Source organism: Clostridium sartagoforme AAU1 (assembly GCF_000401215.1).
GTDB classification, from domain to species: domain Bacteria; phylum Bacillota; class Clostridia; order Clostridiales; family Clostridiaceae; genus Clostridium; species Clostridium sartagoforme.
In genome coordinates, this window is the sequence record NZ_ASRV01000132.1 from 20,308 (window position 1) to 40,482 (window position 20,175).

At 27.1% G+C, this 20,175-nt stretch carries 17 protein-coding genes and 1 pseudogene; 14 read left to right on the top strand and 4 right to left on the bottom strand.

The annotated features are described in order from the left end of the window. The first annotated feature begins 12 nt into the window (after window positions 1–12). The 7 genes from A500_RS10505 to A500_RS21725 all read left to right on the top strand — a co-directional run bounded on the left by A500_RS10505 (window position 13) and on the right by A500_RS21725 (window position 9,294). On the top strand, window positions 13–930 hold the full coding sequence (locus tag A500_RS10505; protein WP_016207566.1) for a carbohydrate ABC transporter permease: 918 nt from the start codon (window positions 13–15) through the stop codon (window positions 928–930). A gap of 14 nt (window positions 931–944) precedes the next feature. Further along, the gene (locus A500_RS10510; protein ID WP_016207567.1) at window positions 945–1,799 is read left to right on the top strand and encodes a carbohydrate ABC transporter permease; all 855 of its coding nucleotides are present in this window, start codon (window positions 945–947) and stop codon (window positions 1,797–1,799) included. A gap of 17 nt (window positions 1,800–1,816) precedes the next feature. Further along, window positions 1,817–3,580, top strand: coding sequence for an FAD-dependent oxidoreductase (locus A500_RS10515; protein WP_016207568.1), 1,764 nt, complete (start codon window positions 1,817–1,819; stop codon window positions 3,578–3,580). A 134-nt stretch (window positions 3,581–3,714) separates the two neighbouring features. After that, a complete protein-coding gene (locus A500_RS10520; protein WP_016207569.1) occupies window positions 3,715–4,830 on the top strand; it encodes a response regulator transcription factor in 1,116 nt (371 codons plus the stop codon). A gap of 8 nt (window positions 4,831–4,838) precedes the next feature. Beyond that, window positions 4,839–6,647, top strand: a complete 1,809-nt coding sequence (locus tag A500_RS10525) for a sensor histidine kinase (RefSeq protein ID WP_016207570.1) — start codon at window positions 4,839–4,841, stop codon at window positions 6,645–6,647. Window positions 6,648–6,840: 193 nt separating this feature from the next. After that, window positions 6,841–7,176 carry a rubredoxin-like domain-containing protein gene (locus A500_RS10530; protein WP_016207571.1) on the top strand — a complete coding sequence of 112 codons (336 nt, stop codon included), beginning with the start codon at window positions 6,841–6,843 and terminating at the stop codon, window positions 7,174–7,176. Window positions 7,177–7,506: 330 nt separating this feature from the next. Next, a complete protein-coding gene (locus tag A500_RS21725; RefSeq protein WP_016207572.1) occupies window positions 7,507–9,294 on the top strand; it encodes a methyl-accepting chemotaxis protein in 1,788 nt (595 codons plus the stop codon). 67 nt (window positions 9,295–9,361) lie between these two features. On the opposite strand, the pseudogene A500_RS10540 reads toward A500_RS21725, so the two are convergent. Next, window positions 9,362–10,671 (bottom strand): annotated as a pseudogene (locus A500_RS10540) (DUF4317 domain-containing protein). 455 nt (window positions 10,672–11,126) lie between these two features. Here A500_RS10540 and helD point away from each other — a divergent pair. Beyond that, on the top strand, window positions 11,127–13,370 hold the full coding sequence (gene helD / locus A500_RS10545; RefSeq protein WP_016207573.1) for an RNA polymerase recycling motor HelD: 2,244 nt from the start codon (window positions 11,127–11,129) through the stop codon (window positions 13,368–13,370). 77 nt (window positions 13,371–13,447) lie between these two features. On the opposite strand, the gene A500_RS10550 is transcribed toward helD, so the two are convergent. Both A500_RS10550 and A500_RS10555 read right to left on the bottom strand, forming a co-directional pair. Beyond that, window positions 13,448–14,377, bottom strand: coding sequence for a TDT family transporter (locus tag A500_RS10550; RefSeq protein WP_016207574.1), 930 nt, complete (start codon window positions 14,375–14,377; stop codon window positions 13,448–13,450). Window positions 14,378–14,388: 11 nt separating this feature from the next. Continuing rightward, on the bottom strand, window positions 14,389–14,874 hold the full coding sequence (locus A500_RS10555) for a C-GCAxxG-C-C family protein (protein ID WP_016207575.1): 486 nt from the start codon (window positions 14,872–14,874) through the stop codon (window positions 14,389–14,391). 218 nt (window positions 14,875–15,092) lie between these two features. Here A500_RS10555 and A500_RS10560 point away from each other — a divergent pair, with 218 nt between their 5' ends. From A500_RS10560 to A500_RS10570, 3 genes are read left to right on the top strand one after another with little or no spacing between them, the layout of a single operon-like run. After that, the gene (locus tag A500_RS10560; RefSeq protein WP_016207576.1) at window positions 15,093–16,388 is read left to right on the top strand and encodes an SPFH domain-containing protein; all 1,296 of its coding nucleotides are present in this window, start codon (window positions 15,093–15,095) and stop codon (window positions 16,386–16,388) included. Window positions 16,389–16,406: 18 nt separating this feature from the next. Continuing rightward, the gene (locus A500_RS10565) at window positions 16,407–17,072 is read left to right on the top strand and encodes a hypothetical protein (RefSeq protein ID WP_016207577.1); all 666 of its coding nucleotides are present in this window, start codon (window positions 16,407–16,409) and stop codon (window positions 17,070–17,072) included. 26 nt (window positions 17,073–17,098) lie between these two features. Continuing rightward, on the top strand, window positions 17,099–17,740 hold the full coding sequence (locus A500_RS10570; RefSeq protein ID WP_016207578.1) for a UbiA family prenyltransferase: 642 nt from the start codon (window positions 17,099–17,101) through the stop codon (window positions 17,738–17,740). A 177-nt stretch (window positions 17,741–17,917) separates the two neighbouring features. Here the strand turns inward: A500_RS10570 and A500_RS10575 are convergent, their stop codons facing one another. Next, complete coding sequence (locus A500_RS10575; RefSeq protein WP_016207579.1) at window positions 17,918–18,769, bottom strand: Cof-type HAD-IIB family hydrolase; 852 nt, start codon at window positions 18,767–18,769, stop codon at window positions 17,918–17,920. A gap of 229 nt (window positions 18,770–18,998) precedes the next feature. On the opposite strand from A500_RS10575, the gene A500_RS21305 reads away from it, so the two are divergent. The 3 genes from A500_RS21305 to A500_RS21315 are packed head-to-tail and all read left to right on the top strand — an operon-like array spanning window position 18,999 to window position 19,968. Next, on the top strand, window positions 18,999–19,502 hold the full coding sequence (locus tag A500_RS21305; protein WP_016207580.1) for a helix-turn-helix transcriptional regulator: 504 nt from the start codon (window positions 18,999–19,001) through the stop codon (window positions 19,500–19,502). Window positions 19,503–19,531: 29 nt separating this feature from the next. Continuing rightward, complete coding sequence (locus A500_RS21310; RefSeq protein WP_242835121.1) at window positions 19,532–19,627, top strand: hypothetical protein; 96 nt, start codon at window positions 19,532–19,534, stop codon at window positions 19,625–19,627. Continuing rightward, the gene (locus tag A500_RS21315) at window positions 19,615–19,968 is read left to right on the top strand and encodes a GIY-YIG nuclease family protein (protein WP_016207581.1); all 354 of its coding nucleotides are present in this window, start codon (window positions 19,615–19,617) and stop codon (window positions 19,966–19,968) included. The genes A500_RS21310 and A500_RS21315 overlap by 13 nt, the downstream gene beginning before the upstream one ends. Window positions 19,969–20,175: the final 207 nt, after the last annotated feature.

A 20,175-nucleotide genomic window follows, 5' to 3' on the forward strand; every position in this document is an offset into this window, starting at 1 on the left:
GGAGGTTACTATATGCAATCAAATTTATTTTTAAATAATAAATCTGATGATATGATAAAAAAGAATAAACTAACAGATAGCCAATTTGGCTTTCTGTTAGTACTACCAGCCCTTATAGTTTTTTCTCTAATAGTACTGTATCCTTTCTTGTCATCAGTTTCACATAGTTTTTTTAAAGCAGGAATGTTAACTACTGAGAAAAGTTTTATAGGATTAAATAATTTTAAGAGTATTCTCTCAGATCCTAATTTTACTAAAATACTAATAAATACTTTTATATTTGTTTTTGGAACAACTTTTTTATCATTTATATTAGGATTCATATGGGCTATAATATTAAATCAAGGATTTAAGGGGTCAGAATTCCTTAGAGGTATTACTCTTGTTAATTGGATAATACCTGGAACAGCTATAGGATTTTTGTGGATGTGGATATTTCATGGTCAATTTGGAGTTTTGAACTATATATTAAGAAGCTTAGGGATTATAAAGGAAAATATTACATGGCTAGCTGATCCTAAATTTTCAATGTTGGCAGTTATAATTGCAAGAACTTGGCAGTACATGCCATGGTTTATGGCACTTCTTATAGGGGGATTAAAAGGTATATCTAATGATATGGTTGAAGCAGCAAGAATTGATGGTGCAAATAATTTTAAAGTGTTTACAAAAATAGTTCTTCCGTCTATGAAAAATATTATCTTCTTCATTTTACTTTTAGGTATTATAGCAGGGCTACAGCATTTTGATATTATATGGGTTATGACTACAGGAGGTCCTGGCATATCAACAACTACATTATCCGTTGAAGTGTACAAAACTGCTTTTCAAAATTGGAACTTGGGTAGGGCTTCTGCTATGGGTACAATATGGGTTGCTATATTATCTGTATTTATGTTTTTATATCTAAAAATGCAGAGAGAAAAGTAAAGGAGGAAGCTATTATGTCAGAATTTAAATTGTTTGATAGCAAAAGTAAAGGATTTAAAATATTTTTTATAGTTTCACTAATTATAGTAGGATTATTTGTGCTTTTACCACTATACTGGATAATAATAACAGCATTAAAGCCAGCGAAAGATGCTTTCAATGTTAATCCAAGCTTGTTTCCTAAGAGTATAACTTTTGATAATTTTATACAGGTAATAACTGATAAGAGAATACTTATATATCTTAGAAATAGTTTGTTTGTATCTTTCGTAAGCTGCTTTATATCTACGGCTCTATGTACTTATGCAGGATATAGCTTTTCAAAGTTTAGATATAAAGGGAGAAAGTCATTTATGATGCTAGTAATGACTGCTCAAATGTTTCCTTTTGCAGTACTACTTTTAACAATATATACAGTAATGCGTAAATTTAATTTATTAGATAATTATCTATCGCTAATTCTGTCATTTGTTACATTTACTTTGCCAATGGGGACTCTAACATTGAAATCATATTTTGATGAGATACCAGATTCTTTAATAGAGTCAGGAAGTATAGATGGAGCATCAAGAATGACTATAATGCATAAAATAATATTTCCTTTAGTAGTACCTGGAGTAATATCTACCGCAATATATGGGTTTGTTTGGAGTTGGAATGATCTTTTATATTCATTGACTCTTGTTACCTCAGCTGCAAAAAGGACTTTAGCTCCAGGATTGTCATTAACATATATGGGAGAATTTCAAAACAATTGGTCTAATATGATGGCAGCTTCTATATTTGTATCAATACCGGTTGCTTTAATATTTATATTTTTGCAGAGATACTTTATTCAAGGTATTACTTCTGGTTCAGTAAAAGGTTAAATTTGTGAGGTATAAGAATGAATAAAAAAATTATAATTAAAGATTATGAAGTAGTGGTTATTGGTGGAGGTATGGCTGGGGTATGTGCAGCAATAGCAAGTGCACGACATGGAGCAAAGACTGCATTAGTAAGTAATCGTCCAGTACTTGGAGGAAATGCTAGTTCTGAAATAAGAATGCATATATGTGGTGCAGATTATCATGGATTTAGAAAAAATGCTAGAGAAACGGGAATAATAGAAGAAATTTTATTGGACAATAAAAGAGTTAATAGAAGTAATTCTTTTTCAATATTAGATACTATCTTATGGGAAAAAACAAAATTTCAAGAAAATCTTGATCTATATTTAAATACACATATTACAGAAGTAATTAAAGATAAAAATAAAATTACTATGGTCAGTGGAGAGCAGTTAACTACAGAAAAGGTACTTAAGTTGAATGGAAAAATATTTATAGATGCTACAGGTGATGGTACTATTGGTTATTTATCTGGGGCAGAATACATGACAGGGAGAGAAGGAAAAGATACTTTTGGAGAAAAGTTTGCTCCTGAAAAAGAAGATAATCATACTATGGGAAACACTCTACTATTTACAGCTATAGATATGGGTAAAAAAGTTGATTTTATAAAACCATATTGGGCTAATACTTATCATGAGAAAGATTTAGCTTACAGAGAACACCATGAAATAAATAGTGGATACTGGTGGATTGAAATTGGTGGTGATGATTTAGATGTAATACAGGATGGTGAAGAAATAAGAGATGAACTATTAAAGGCTGTATATGGTGTATGGGATCATATAAAAAACTCAGGAAATCATAATGCAGATAATTTTGCATTAGACTGGGTTGGATTTTTACCAGGAAAAAGAGAAAGTAGAAGAATATTAGGAGATTATGTTTTAAAGGAACAGGATTTATTTGATGGTAAAATATTTGAAGATGCGATAGCTTATGGTGGCTGGCCTATGGATATGCATACTGTGGGAGGCATAAGGACTAGAATAGAGCCAAATGACTTTATTATGATGGATGATTTATATACAATACCATATAGATCAATCTACTCTAAAAATATAAATAATTTAATGTTGGCGGGAAGGGATATAAGTGCTTCACACATGGCTTTTGGATCAACACGAGTTATGGCAACATGTGCAGTTATTGGCCAGGCTTCAGGAACAGCTGCTGCTATGTGTATAAGTAAGCAAGTTATTCCAAGAGAGATTAATAAGCACATACATGAACTTCAGCAAATACTAATGAAAGAAGACTGTTATATACCAGGTTTTAAAAATGAAGATAAAGATGATTTAGCATTATTTTCAAGAGTAAGGGCTTCAAGCTTCATTAAAAATTGTGAACCTGAAAATATTATAAATGGATATTCAAGAACAGTTAAAGATCAAATAAATGCGTGGATTACAGATGATAATGACAAGAATCCATGGATTGAATTATATTTTGATAATAATATTTCACCTAAAGAAGTAATTATAAAATTTGATTCTAATCTATCAAAAGAAATAATGGTTTCCTTAACGCATAGCGTTAGAAATCGCCAGGAAGAAGGCATTCCAAAGAAAATAGTAAAAGATTATGATATTGAGTTTTATGATGGAGAAGTATTAATATCAAAAAGAGGAGTTAGGGATAATCATAGAAGACTTAGTTGTACTAAGTTTAATAATATTACCTGTAACAGAATAAGAGTTAAACCTTTAAATACATGGGGATCAGGTAATATGTGCATCTATGAAATTAGGGTATATTAAGAAGGCTATCTTTTGATAGTCTTTTACATTTTGAGAAATTTGAGATATTAGATATAAAGGATTTTTAATTAGTATGAAGAATAATATAAAATGGAAACTAGATAAAATTATTTGAATTACTGGTGGTGATATAAGTGTATAATCTTGTCATAGCAGATGATGAAAAGAACATAAGGGAAGGCTTAAGTAAATTTATTGATTGGAAAGATCTCGGGTTCAATGTTGTAATGAAATGTGAGGATGGAGAAGAGGTAATAGATTATATAAATACCATGTCTGTAGATGTAGTACTTTGTGATATTAGAATGAATAGAAAATCTGGGCTTGATGTAGCTAAGTTTGTGTCTGAAAACCCTAGGGATATAAAGGTTGTTTTAATGAGTGGTTATCAGGAATTTGAATATGCTAAAAAAGCTTTAGAATATAATGTAGTTTCTTATATAGTAAAGCCTATAGAAATGAGAGAAATTAAAGAAAAGTTTATAAAAATAAAAAGTGATCTTGATGTTTTGAAAAATATTAATGAAAAAATGAATGAGGAAAAGAAAAAAGTAATTGATATACAAAGGGATTTTAGTGTGCTTATAGATATGCAGTCTAATTTAATAGAATCTTTTTTGAACTTTGATAAGATTTTTATTTATAGTATTTTCAAGGATATATCAAATAAAGTAGTAAATATGCCTTTTAATTCTGGGATAAAGTTTTTAGAGAATACTTTAGCACTTTTGCTAAATAAAATAATTGGATTATATTTAGGTTTAAATATAAAAGAAGATTTGATAGATATAATAAGAAATATTAGTGAATCCCAAAATTATAATAGAGCACTTGAAGTCTTTGAATTATGGATAGATTCAGCAGTTAATGGAATTGAAGAAAATAATAATAGTAATTATAAATTAGTTATAAAAAAAGCAAATAAGTATATTGAAAAAAATTATATGAATGATTTAACCTTAGAAAAAGTCTCTGAAATCGTATTCCTAAGTCCTGTTTATTTAAGTAAGGTTTATAAGAAAGAGATGGGAATTAACTTTATTGACTACGTAACCAAAATAAGAATAGAAAGATCAAAAGAGCTTTTAAGAAATAGAAACCTAAAGGTCTATGAGATATCTGAACTTGTGGGCTATAAAAATCTTAAATATTTCTACAAGATATTTAAAAGATATACAGGATATACCCCGAATAAGTATAGAGAAATTCTTGTTAAGGATAAATGTATTAAATATAAAGAAGATAAATAGGTGTTTTTATGGGGAAAATTAAGAATTTGAATATATGGAAATATATAAAAGAATACAGATTTAACAGTATTTTAGTAAAGTATTTTATAACCATTAATCTTTTTATAACTTTTCCGCTATTTTTATCATTATTTATTGCATTTAATCATTTAAATAATATTTATAAGAATCAGATAATGAATGCTAACTTAGCTGCTTTATCAAGAACAAAAGATAGCATTGATATGATAAGCAGGCAGGTTGAAACTACTCTTTTAAGTCTTGCTACTGATTTGGAAGTAGAAAATATATTAAGATTTAGTAGTAGAAACTATGATGAAAAAAATTCAGATATGCTAAAAAGTATAAACAACATAGAAAAGGTAATAAATACCTATGTATATTATGGAGATTTCATAAATTCTATTTGTATCTATTCTGAAAAAAGTGATTATAAGATTGTTACAAGTAATATGTCCTATATAGATTGGAAGTATAGTGATACTCTTGAAAAAGAATTTTATAAAAACATTTCTAAAAGCTATTGGACATCTGTTATCCCTGAAAAGAATACAATATCATTTTTTAGAGCCATACCTTTATATTCTACCGAAAAAAGCGGAGTAGTTGTAGTTAGCATTGATATTGATAGAATTAATAAACTTATAAATCAAAATAAGGATTTCACTATTGAAGATTTCTATATACTAAATGATGATTCAATTATATTTAATAAAGATGCAAATCTACTAAACAAAAATATTAGTAGCATAAAATCACTACAAGGAATAGATATATCAAATCTAGGAAAAGGAAGCACAATTACAATAGATGGGAAAGAGTACTTTATAAATAATATTAAATCTAATTATAATGACTGGAATTTTATATCTCTTATAAGTACAAAGGATAATAAATTAAGAGTAAATAGAATCAGAGATATAATGATCGGATTTTTAATTTTTAGTATAAGTTTGGTACTAATTATTTCGTTTCTTATAGCTATTAAGCTTTTCACTCCAATAGAAGAAATAGTTAGAATACTAGAAAAGAAAAATTATGATACTATTCCGATTTATAGTAAATCGAACATAAATGAACTTAAAATAATATCTAGAGGTTTGGAAAACTCTATAAGCGATGTTCAATATCTTAAGAAAGAACTTAATAATAGAATGCATTTACTTAAAAAAGCTAGATCTATAGCACTTCAATCACAAATTAATTCTCACTTTCTATTTAATACTTTAGAAAACATAAAGTGGAAGGTTATGGAGTTTACTAATGGAGAAAATGAAGGAAGCCATATGATTTCAAATTTATCGAAACTTTTGAGAATAGGACTTAATACCAAAGGTTATATGAATACTTTAAAAAATGAAATTGAACATGTAAAAATATATTTAGAGATACAAAAAATAAGATATGAGAATAAGTTTGAAGTTTTCTATGATATTCAAGAAAAAACTTTAGAATCCATGATTCCCAAAATAACTTTGCAACCAATTGTAGAAAATGCAATATACCACGGAATAAAGCCAACAAATAAGAGATGTACCTTAACAATAAGATCGTTCCTTTTAGAAGATAAGATTTTAATAGAGATAAATGATGATGGTGCAGGGATGCAAGAAGAAGATAGTAGATCTATTAATAATGAGCTTCAGACAGAATATATAAAAGAGGAAAACCATATTGGAATAAAAAATGTTAACCAAAGAATAAAACTTAGTTTTGGAGAAAACTACGGTATAGAAATAAAAAGTAAGATTAATATTGGAACAAGTATAATTATATCAATACCTTCGGATTCTAAAATTAATTCCAATGAAATTTGATATATATTTGTGAATAAAGATAGAATTTATATTAATATTTCATAGAATTATAACTTCTTTTAAGAGTTAAGAACATACAAATAAATAATAAAAATTATTAGTTGACAATAAATATTATTTAAGCTAATATATTAATATAAACTTGAATAAAAAAAGTTGAAAATTATAGATAGAATATGAAGGAGAAATGATTATGAAAAAGTTATTTAAATGTACTGTATGTGGATATATACATGAAGGAATGCAAGCACCAGAAGTGTGCCCAAAATGTAATTTAGGAAAAGAAAAATTTGTTGAACTTACTAGTGAAGAAGCTGAAAAGATTTATTCATCAGATAGAACTAATGACATTCATTCTGAAATAATTGTATTAGCAAATAAGATAGCTAAGCTTGCACAAGAAGGAATAGAAATAAACTTAGATCCAAAATGTGTAAATGGCTTTGAAAAAGCAAAAAATGAAGCTTGGACTATAAAACAAAGATGTAAAGCAGAGCTTGCAGGACATATGACTAACGGTAAGTGGTAAGATTACATTAAGACAGCTAAGCAAATTTTAATAGAATATTAGAAAATAAGCTATGTGCGTAAAAACATTTGTCAGTGAAACCTAAAGTGTTTTTTTCTTGCATAGCTTTTAAGCTTTTATTCAAAAAAATTAATATATGCGTAAGTAACATTTGTATTTAGAGGAATATCCATTAGGGGTATTCCTCATTATTTTATTATAAATATTAGTTAAAATTATTATTAATAATAATTTTAAAACATATTATTGTCGAAAAAAGAAAAAAGCAAAGGAAATATGTTGAATAAAAGGAAGGGATAATATATAATTTGGGAGGTAACTATAAAATGAATGTGGAGGAGTTTTATAAATAATTTTAATAGTAAATCAATTAAGTTTAAAATTCGTGTTGTTCCAATTATAAGTATTCTATTAGCTATTATTGCAATAACACTAAGTTTAATTTTAATTACTAAACAAGCAATACTTGATCAATTAAAAGAAGATGGTTTAATGGTTGCTGAACAAGCGGTTTCACAAATAGAAATAAGTGATTCAGCATTAGATATAATGAATTTAAATATAGAAAGTAATATAAAGAATTTAGGAAATTTTATAGAAAGTAATGATAAAGTAATAAGCAATGAATATTTACAAAAAATAGCTAAGCAATTTGAAGTTGATGAAATAAATATTGGAAATTCAGAGGGTAAAATCATATATTCAAATTTGCCAAGTAGTATAGGTACAATTTATGAAGAAGATCATAAAGCTAGTATAGTATTAAAAGGCGGAAAAAATGAATATATAGAGGATATCAGAAAAAGCACAGAAACAAATGACTATTATAAATACGGATATATAAAAAGAAGTAATGGTGGAGTTATTCAAATTGGAATATTAGCTAATAAAATTCAAAGCTTTAGTGATAGTGTAGGATATCAAGCCTTAGTTAGCAATATTGGTGAAGATCCTGATATTGTATATGCACTATTTATAGATAAAGATTTAAATGCAGCTGCTCACTCTGAAAAAGATAGAATAGGTATAAAACTTGAAGATGAAGGAAGTAAGAAAGCAGTTCTTGAAGGACAAGTTTATACTTCAGAATATTTTTATGATAAAGAAGGGGTTAACGTATATGATATAATTGTTCCAGTAATGCATGGAGATGATATTATTGGTGCTATTGATATCGGACTTTCTTTAAAAAATGTTGAAGATACTATACAAACTATTATACTTATTATATCAGCAATTGGTATAGTTTCTTTTATAATTATTTTAGTTTTATTAACATTAATTTCCAATAGCGTTATAAAACCTCTTAATAAACTTTCAATTTCATCAAAAAGTGTAGCAAATGGTGAATTATATCATTCTATTGAAGTTAAAAGTAAGGATGAAATAGGTGTTCTTGCTTTAAGCTTTAGAGATATGGTCAATAATTTAAAAGAAATAATAAGTAATATTCAGGGTAAGACAATTGAAACAGATGAAATGGCAGAACAGCTTTCTAGTGCTTCCAATCAATTAAGTTCTGCATCAAGTGAGATAAGTTATGCAATTCAAGAAGTTGCATCAGGCGTTACTAGTCAAGCCAACGATGTTTTAGAAATTACAAATTATATGTCGGCCTTGGCAGAAGAAATTGAAGGCATACATAAAAAGATGGATATTGTAAAGCTTAATGTAGATGCAGCTGAAAACAAAGCCAATATAGGAAAAGAGAATATAGATAATATATTAATTTCATTTAGTAATTTAAGTAAGGGATTTAATGCAGTAAATGAAAAGGTTAATATTTTATCAGCTAGTATATCTCAAATAGGAAATATAACTGAAGTGATAAATGGAATATCAGATCAAACAAATCTTTTAGCATTAAATGCAGCTATAGAAGCAGCAAGAGCTGGAGAAACTGGAAAGGGTTTTGCGGTTGTAGCAGAAGAAGTTAGAAAGCTTGCTCAAGAATCTAGAAACTCCACAGAACAAATAAAAACATTAGTAAATTCAATTACAAGCGAAACAGAAGAAGTGACAAAAACTTCACAAGAAGTATCAGCTTATGCATCAAAGCTAAGAGATACATCAGAGGAATTAACTAATGGAGTTAATAAGTTTAAAGTTAATAAATAATTAATAATAAAAAGGACAGTATAAACTACTATAAGGGGATTATACTAAAACTACTGTCCTTTTTATATTAAATTAAATTATTTATTCCATTAACTGTAGTTTGCTCATCCTCATCAATAGGAATAACTATACATTTTTGACCATCAATTATTTGAGATTTAATTTGAGGTATTTTTTCAGGTTTTACTTGAAGAATAACATCATATTCAGGCTCTTCATCTAAAATCATATTATCAGTAGTACTTTCTAAATTATCATGATCTTCTGTAGCTGCAGGATTTTCGTTATCTACTGCAACTTCCTTTTTAACTTGCTCAAGTCTAGTTTGAAGTATTTCTACTTGTTTTTCCAACTGTTTTTCTTTTTTGATTTGTTCATTAGCCTTAAGTACTTTTGCATCAATTAAATTTTCTACTAAAGGAAGGTCATCACCAAATGTTTCTACATAGGATTTTTCAATTTTTGCAGTAATTTCTTCTGGAATTCCACTTTCTATCAATAGGTTTTGCATGTCAGACTTGGTTAGACTTATAGGTTCAGAATCTGTATCATCATATATAGAATTGTATTCATCAAGCATATTATTTAAGTTTTCTTGTACTTCCATAAAGATTTTCTCGGATTTTTTTCATCAGAGCTAAAAGTATCTTTAATAATTGATTGGAAGGTTTCTTTTTGTATAGTAGCAGTTTGCTTTGAATAACAACCTAAAGCATTTTCCATTAATTCAGGATGTGTATCCTTTGCATTTTTTGTGTAGTACATAATGGAATTAACGTCTGAGCTACGATCAATAAATGCAGGAAATACAAAACCATTAATTGGAGCTTCAACTACCCAATCTCTAATACGTGCCTTTATTTTATTATCTTCTTCAAAATATCTAAGACCAGGCTCTGAAAGTGAAACAGGGCATATTGCACATAAAATATATTCATATACTTCTTCTGATTCATCTATCTTAGCATTATCTTTTGTTTTGGTGATAACATCGTATGCATCATGAAAAATTAGTATTAAAAAATTACCTGTATAATCATAATTATCTATAATTGAGTCATAAAAATTATCAAGAATAATATCGTCCTTTAATTGACTATTTTTAAGCTGCATAAGGAATATTTGCTTTTCATTTATAAGATCTTCATTGGTTGGAAAATTAAGCTCTAGAATATTATTACCAATAGTTCCAGATAAAACTTTCTTGGAAATTTCTAAGTATTTAAAGTATTCATCTTCATCTAAGTTTAGAAAAGTTTCTCTAAACTTTAATATAATATGCTTTTCTCCATTAACATAGCAACCACACATTTTAGTAAAGGTGCAATGATCTTTCTTTAAACGTCTTTTTAGCTCAAGTATATCTTTTTTTCTCATATATAAACCTCTCAATCTAGTTTTATATTTCTATTACTAATCTATTGAATTGTTAAAGTATTTATGTCATTAGTAAGTTTTGTGAATTAAATCAAAGTCTTGTACACTTATTTTAGTATAATATTTTTTCAAATTAATTAAAGGTATTATTATAAATAAGATTGAATAGTAAAATAATGATGGAAATGATACTTTAAGTTTCAAGTTATATGATAAAAGAAATAGATTTTGGAGGTTAAATATGAGCACAATAAGTGAAAATAATAGATAGATAAAAAATCAAACATTAAAATTTATTGACATGAAAAATAGAAGTGATATAATAAGATTTGAAATCACTTTTTGACAAGGTGTAAAATATAATCCCTCAATTATATTTTACACCTTTAAAAGATTGATGTCAATAGAATTTATAAATTATTTTAATAATTTTATATTAAGGAGAGTGAAGTAGTATGAATAGCAATAATTATGAATGGAACTTTGAAAATCAATGGCTACAAGAGGTACTTAAAGAGGTTAAAAATCAATTTGATGAAAAGCATAATTTTAAAGAAAAATTTAGAAAAGAAACTCTTGAAACACAAAAGCAACTATGGGAAGATGTAGGGTCTGTTTCAGTAACTAATGGATTAGATCAAATTGTAGATTTCATGGAATTTATAACTACAATGAAAATTCAAAAAAGAAGACATGAATTTACAAGAAAGCTTGAAGAAAAATATGAAAAAATGCTTTTATCTCCTTATTTTGCAAGAATAGATTTTAATGAAGAAGGAAAAGAAATTCCGGAAAAATATTATATAGGAATTTCTAATTTAATTAATAATGATTTTGATTTTTTAGTATATGATTGGAGAGCACCAATATCTAGTATGTTTTATGATTACGAAATTGGGAAAGCTGGATATACATGTCCTGAAGGGGTTATTAATGGTAATCTTACACTAAAAAGACAATACAAAATTAATAATGGTAAACTTGAGTATATGTTTGATAGTAATATTAAGATAGATGATGAAATGTTGCAGGATATTTTAGCTAAGAGTAGTGATAGTAAGATGAAAGCTATAGTAACAACTATTCAAAGAGAACAAAATCAAATAATTCGTAATGAAGAGTATAAGAATTTGATTGTGCAAGGACCAGCAGGAAGTGGAAAAACTTCAGTTGCACTTCATAGAATTGCTTATTTATTATACAAACATAGAGAAAAAATATCACCTCAAAATATACTAATCTTTTCTCCAAATAATATTTTTAATGACTATATTTCAGATGTATTACCACAGCTTGGTGAAGATAATATGTGTCAAACTACATTTAAAGAGTATATGCATAAAGCTTTAGGAAATGAGATTATTAAGGAAGAATATTGTGAGATGATGGAATATATACTAGATTCTAAGAATGAGGATAGATATAAGGAGAGAGTTAAAAGCATAAAATTTAAGTCATCAAAACAATTCATAAGTATCTTAAAGGAATATGTAAATTACTTAGAAAGTACTAATAGAAAATTTAAAGATATAGTTTTTAAAGATAATTTAATAATATCAGCTAAAGGAATTGAAGAGTTATTTTTTAATGATTATAGTAATATGCCATTAAAAAGAAGACTTGAAAAGTTAAGGGAAAGAATATTATATCTTTTAGAGCCTTATGAAAAGAGTAGAATGGGGGAAGTGACTAAAGATATAAAGGATTATGGCAGCTATGTTGATGATGAAGAGGTTATTAAACAAAGTAAGTCAATTGTAAAAAATGAAATAGAAAAGATACATTCAGAAATATATGAAATGACAGAATTTAATATAATTGATATCTATAAAAAGTTATTTGAGAATATAGAATATTTTTCAAAGATATCAAACACAGAGTATGATAAAGAAGATATCAAAGAAGTTAAGATGTATACATTAGAAATGTTAAAATACAAAAAAATTAATTATGAAGATCAACATGTGCTTTTATATCTTAAAGGAGCATTAGGTGATATTTTAAAAATTTCAGAAATTAAATATGTTATTATTGATGAAGCACAAGATTATACTCAATTACAATATGAAATATTATATAATCTTTTTAGAAATGCCAATATTACTATACTTGGAGATTTAAATCAATCTATAAACCCATTTATGAATCTTGGAAATTATGAAAATATATTACATGTATTTCCAAAAGATGATACATGTATAATCAATTTAACAAAAAGTTATAGATCTACAATAGAAATTACTGATTTTTCTAAAAAGATTTTAAATAACAATATTAATTATGAATCAGTAGCAAGAAGTGGAGATAAACCAGTTGTTTTTGGATTTTCAAATGGAAATGATATAAAAGAGCAATTACTTAAGGATATAAAAGTATATAAAGAGCAAGGATATAAATCAATTGGAATTATTACAAAAACTATAAAAGAAGCACAGGATGTTCATAGTTTTCTTAAAGATAAGGTACATGTTAATGCTCTTCTAAATGATGAGGATGAGTATGTAAATGATACATTAGTAATTCCATCTTTTCTAGCTAAAGGATTAGAATTTGATGTAGTCCTTATATATGATGCAGGCGATAAAAATTATAATTGTGAGGAAGAAAGATTACTTTTTTATACAGCTTGTACTAGGGCCCTTCATATTTTACGTATATACTATTTAGGTAAATGTACAAAGTTGCTTAAACTTAACTAGGATTAATAATAAATTAAAAATTACTAAAAAATAGCAGCTTCATTTTGGAAGTTGCTATTTTTATAAATTTATAAGTGCTATTGAGTTACTGAATGCTCATTTTTTTCTGGAATTAAAAAAAGTATAAATCTGCATAATGTATATATTACTAATATAGTTGCTACTATTGTTTGTAATAAAACAACATATTTTAGAAACACTATAGTATATCCTATTTTACTTAAGTAAGCCATAGTCATTTTTGTTGCAATTCCACTTATAACAAAAGGAAAGGTGAATGCTGAATAACTTGGAAAAAATGACATTTTTAAATAACTTGGTAATTTAAATAGAACCATAATATATGTTATGAATGCTAAAATAGCCAAAAAACTTATCAATATTAATAACTTAGTTTGCACTGATTGAATATATCCAGCAAGGCAAAGGTTTACAGGAGCTGCATATATACAAAATAATGGTTTAGCTGGGTTAGGAATTTCTTTATATTTAGTATATCTATAGGTTACAACTACAAGTAATATTATACACAATGTAAATGCGAACCAAAATGCTGCTGTTCCTATATTTGTTTTTTCAAAAGCTGGAGCAGAAACACTTGCAACAGCTAGTCCAACATAAACTATGAAATATGTTGTAAAAACTTTTTTTATGTTAAACTTTAATATAAATTTTATTGAAAAATATATTATTAAAGATAAATGAAGAAGTATTCCTAAGTACCAAATATAAATAGCCTTTTGTCCTATAAATGGTTTTATATAAGTAGATAAAAGCATTATGGACATTGGAAATGTTGCAGATACACCGGCCGTAATTGGATTTTTCATATCTTCTTTTATCATGGATGGATACATTACAACTTTACATAGCAATAGTAATCCTAAAATTAAGGATATAATTCCGCATACTAAACGTATAGATTCAGAGTAGCTTTGAAGTAAATTACCTAAAGCAGCAAAACCTAGCATTACCCCTGAAATAGGAAGTGGTATTTTCTTTATCATATTGCACACTCCTATACTGTAACTAAATTATCTGTGTTAATTAAATTTAATTCTCTTACTATTATTTCAGCAACTTTTCCAGCAACCATGCCCGTAAAATGTATACATTGCTCTTTATGAGCGCCAGATGACATATCAAAGCCTTTAGTTAATATACGGCAACAAAGAGCATTTTTACCATTAGCTTCTTTAAACCAGTCATGTAATTCTTTTGCAACCTCTAAATTCTTTTCAACCTTAGAATCCCCTTGTTTAGTACGTCCGAAGAATAGTCCTAATGCCATTACCCCACCTGAAACTGCGCCACATAGACATTTAGAACGGCCTATACCAACAGGAAATCCTGATGCCATTGATATTACTTCTTCAGGTATATCTAACTCAAAGTTAGAACGTATTGAACTTATTAGTGCTTCAGAACAAAAAAAACCTCCTCTAAACAAATCTTCAGCATCTTGAGATATTTTCTTTACGCTTACCTCTTTTTTCCAATTCATACAAAAAACCTCCATTATATATAATCATCTTTATTATAAACTAGAAGGAAATTAAATACAAATTTATATTTTAATGATATAAGACTCAGTAATATGAGCTATGTAATAATTATAAAAGGTAAAGTTTTATTGACTAAATAATTACAAGTTAATATAATTTAATTGTTATAATGTAATATTTTATAAAAAAAAGAAATATGGGGAAGTGGTGAGTAATAATGGCTATTGTTGAAGTCGTTAAGTATAACGGAGGAACGGACTTATTTGCATGGAAATATCCTAATGAAGAGTTAGGAACATGGACTCAGTTAATTGTAAATGAGTCACAGGAGGCAATTTTATTTAAAGGTGGAAAGGCATTAGATGTATTTGGAAGTGGTAGACATACACTAGATACATCCAATATTCCAGTTTTGAATAAATTAGTCAATTTACCTTTTGGTGGTAGGTCTCCTTTTACTGCTGAGGTTTGGTATGTAAATAAAGTTTATGATTTAGATGTAAAGTGGGGGACAGCCTCACCTATTCAATTACAGGATCCAAAATACAACATATTTGTTCCAGTAAGAGCCTTTGGACAATTTGGAATACAAATAGAAGATTCTAAAAAGTTCATAGTAAAGCTAGTTGGAACAATGCCTGTTTTTGATAAGAAAAGTATGATTAACTACTTTAGAGGTCTATATTTAACTAAAGTAAAGGATTCTATATCTACTTATTTAGTTAAAAAGCAAATAAGTATTCTAGAGATAAATGCTTATTTAGAAGAATTATCTGAAGAACTTCAAAAAAAGATGATAGATGTTCTTAATGATTATGGTATTAAATTAGTATCATTCTATGTTAATGATATAAATGTACCAGAAGATGATAAAGCAGTAATTAGATTAAAGGATGCTTTATCTAAGAAAGCTGAAATGGATATAATAGGATTTAACTATCAACAAGAAAGGTCCTTTGACACTTTAGAGGGCGCAGCAACTAATCCAAATTCAATACAAGGTAATATTATGGGGGTTGGAATGGGACTTGGAATGGGTGTTGGAGTAGGTGGAGCTGTAGGATCACAATTTAGTGGACTTACTAGTAATATTTCCACAAAAACTGAAACAAAGAAATGTCCAAAATGCAATGCTGAAATAAGTAAAGATACGAAATTTTGTGGTGAATGTGGATATGATACTATTGTAAAAGTAGAAGGGAAGAATACTGAAATAAAGTGTTCATCTTGTGGAGCAAAATTAACTGAAAATACTAAGTTTTGTCCAGAGTGTGGTGATAGATATAATCCATGTCCAAATTGTAAAGGAGATATGCCAGAAGGTGCAACAATTTGTCCTATATGTAATGAACCACTTCCTAGAAAGTGTCCAGGCTGTGGTGTAGATATTTTTAATAAAAATTCTAAGTTCTGTTCAGAATGTGGAATGTCATTAGTTAAGAAGTGTGGCAAATGTGGTAGTGAAATAGAGGGAGAACCAAAATTCTGTCATGAATGTGGTAACAAACTATAATATAAGGGGGGATATAGAATGAGTGAAGATAAATGGTCAAAAAGTATACTTATAAGTGGAGGAATTGTATTTTTTGTAACAATCCTTATTTATTTTATTGGATGTAGAAATATAATTAAGGTTCCTATGGTACTGTTATCATTACTTTTCATAATTTTAGCTGAAGTAGTGACTTTTCTTATAACAGCAAAGACTAAGAAAGACGTATTAAGAAGTAGCGTAATTACAGCATTATCTTTATATCTTCTTTCTACTATAGTATTAGCTTTAGTATTTGTTAATATCTTAATGGTATTTTTAACTTTATATATAATAATAAATATAGTGCTAATGGGAATTACGGGTATAGCTTTAATTATATTAAATAATTTTGCAGATCGTGTAAATGAAAGCAATAATAGGACTTTAGCAGCAGAGGGAATAATGATTGAATGCGAAAGTAGAATTCAATCTTACATGAATAATAATGAGTACAGTGAACATAAAGAAGAATTAAACAAAATTTATGAGAATATAAAATATAGTGATATTTCATCAGAATGTGATATGGAAGGATCATTACTGCAAAAGATAGAAGGTATATCAGAAAATAAAGAAAAATTACCAGAGTACTTAAAAGAAATTTCTTTTCTTATAAAAGAAAGAAATATAAAGGTAAAGAGTATGAAAAAGGGATCAATATAATTTTTTAATGTATGGAGGGGAAATAAATGAATAATAATGATGATAATAAGAAAATAAATCCATTATATTCTTGGCCTGTAATTATAATATCTATTATAGTATTTTGGCCATTAGCAATATTCTTAGTATATAAAAGGGTTAGAATTGATAAAAAAGCTGGATTTACTATTGGTAGACTTGTAAGGTATGGATCATATTTATGCTTCTTTATGGCGGGAATAGGAATAATAGCTTGTTTAGGTCAAGGATTCACAGGGCAAGATGTGGGAATGATTTTATTCTTCCTTATTGCAGGAGTAGCATTATTTATGTTTGCTAAGAAGCTATCAAGTAATGCAGAAAAATATAAGAAGTATATTTCTATAATTATAAATGGAAATGAATATATTTTAGATAATATTGCAAGTGCTATGTCCTTACCTATAAATATTGTAAAAAAAGACTTGAAGGATATGATTAATAATGGATATTTCCAAGGTGCTTATATAAATGATAGTACTAACGAAATAGTTTTACCAAAGACAAGTAAGGAAAATATTAATGAGACTACATTTAATAATAGTGTACCACAAGATGAAGTGAAAGTTATAACATGTAAATGTTGCGGAGCTCAAAACAAGGTAACTTCTAGTGGAGCAGAATGTGAATATTGTGGATCACTACTATAATATTTGCAAATATAAATTAAATAAATAGAATGATACGAAAATCTCAGATAAATACTAATTATCTGAGATTTTTATATGAAATATATAAATAGATATTCTTATAAATATAAATTTGAAAATTAACTTTTCTGAAAAATAAATATTTTTGTAAGATGCATAAGAAGTTAGGTATAGTTTTTAAATATCTATACCTTTAATATATTTACTTAGGGTATATGCAATACCATCTTCTTCATTAGATAAAGTAACTTCATTAGCTATAGCTTTTAAATCATCTACTGCATTAGCCATAGCTACACCAATACCAGCATATTTAACCATAGAAGCATCATTATGACCATCTCCAAAAGCAATCATTTCTTCTTTTTTATAGCCCATAGGAATTAACACAGAATCTAAGGCTTTAGCTTTATCAATTCCTTTAGCAGTAAATTCAAAATAGAAATCTGCTGTAAACATACAATTCAAAGTATCTTTAAATGGTTCCATCATTTCTTTGTAGTGAGCTTTTAAATACTCAGGTTCTCCAGCAGTTAAAATCTTATTTAATGGATAATCAGCAAAAGCTGCTAAATCATCTTTTTCACACAGTTTGAACTTACCACCACGAGCTTCATATTGAATTATATTAAAAGGTACTCCCTTATAATTTATTTCATTGTCAAAAACATTGTTGACATACATATAGTCATCTTTATCTATCATAGGCTTAACGTTAAAATTTTTCATATGCTCTAGAACAGCTTGTCCCTCTTCAATGCTCATAGTTTCATTAAATAAAACTTTATTATTTTCACAGTCAACAACCTTAGAACCGTTAAATGCAACTAAAAGACCATTGTTTTCATTCATTTTTAATTCTTTAGCTAAATCCATTAATCCAGATGTAGGTCTTCCTGAAGCCAAAACTAGTATGGCTCCTTTTTCCTGTGCTTTAATTAAAGCATTTTTAGTTTTTTTAGTTACTATTTTTTTACTATTAGTTAATGTACCATCTACATCTAAAATAATTACTTTTATATCACTCATTTATATTTCCTCCATAGTTCTTTTTATTTAATTATACTAGCATTAAACCTATAAGTGAATTCATTAATTAAATAATGAGTAATTTATATCAAAAAGTAATATAGTTTAAAATAATAAAATTATTAATTCTTGTTAAAAAATATAAATTATAGAGTTAATGAGTTAAATATTTGACTTACACACAAATAAATGTTATTATGTCTATAAAATTAATAGATAAGAGGGAAAAATGAAAGAACTTATGCGTAATGCAACAATAGAAGATTTTAAGCGTGGATATATATGGAATAATGAGAAAGGTGAATTTATATGCTTAATATGTCAAAAGAATATTGGTAAAAATAATATTAGTATAAATAATCACATGTCAATTCATGGGACTTCTATAGAAAGATTACTATTGTTAGATAAGAAATATACTGGTTTGACTGAAATTCAAAAAGAGTTACTTGATATGTTATCTAGTAAATGTAGTGATAAAGAAATAGCAAACAATCTTTCTTGTTCAGAATCTACAGTAAGAAATATTAGATTTGCATTAAGGGAAAGAGCAAGGCAGGCAAGAGCTTTTTTAGCTATTATGGAATTAATTGATGAAAATTCCTCTAAGTCAGTAAATCATAAGATTAGATATTTTCCAGTTAAAGAAGAAAAAAGAAAAGCATTATTACCTAGATTTGCTAATTTGTTTGAGCCAAATAGATTTTATACAGAAGAAGAAGTTAAAAAATAATTAAAAAAATCTATGATGATGATGCATTAATAAGAAGGTATTTAGTAGATTATGGCTATTTAAAGAGAGATAAGTATGGGGAAAATATTATAGAGTTGAGGTGGAAAGTACTATGGAAAATGTGAAAAGAAAAGAGCTTATAAATAATTATAAGCAGCAAGAAGTTGAGATGGGAATAATTCAAGTATACAATACAATTAATGGATTTTCATTTGTAGATATATGCCAAAATTTATATAAACCATTTGAATCAATAAAGTTTAAATTGAACTTAGGAAAAATAAGAATTAAGAATTTTCAAGAAGATTGGGATAAGTATGGAGAAAATGTATTTGAGTTTATAATTGTAGAAAAACTTAAGAAAAAAGAAAATTCTACAGACAAAGAAACACTTGATGATTTAAAAGAACTTTTAAATCTTTGGATTGATAATCAAGGGGATAATTTAAAATTATATAATAAGTAAAATAATTAATAGCAACGTAATAAGAAAATATAAGATATCATATTTTGTTTTATACTGATTATGATTTACAACTAATATAAAATATCCTTAGCTACAACTAACAAATAGCTAAGGATATTTTTATAGAATCATATATTTCTTCTATAGTAAATAGATGGTTTTTCCAAATTTATGATATTATATATATTAATTATTTTGCTTTCCCAA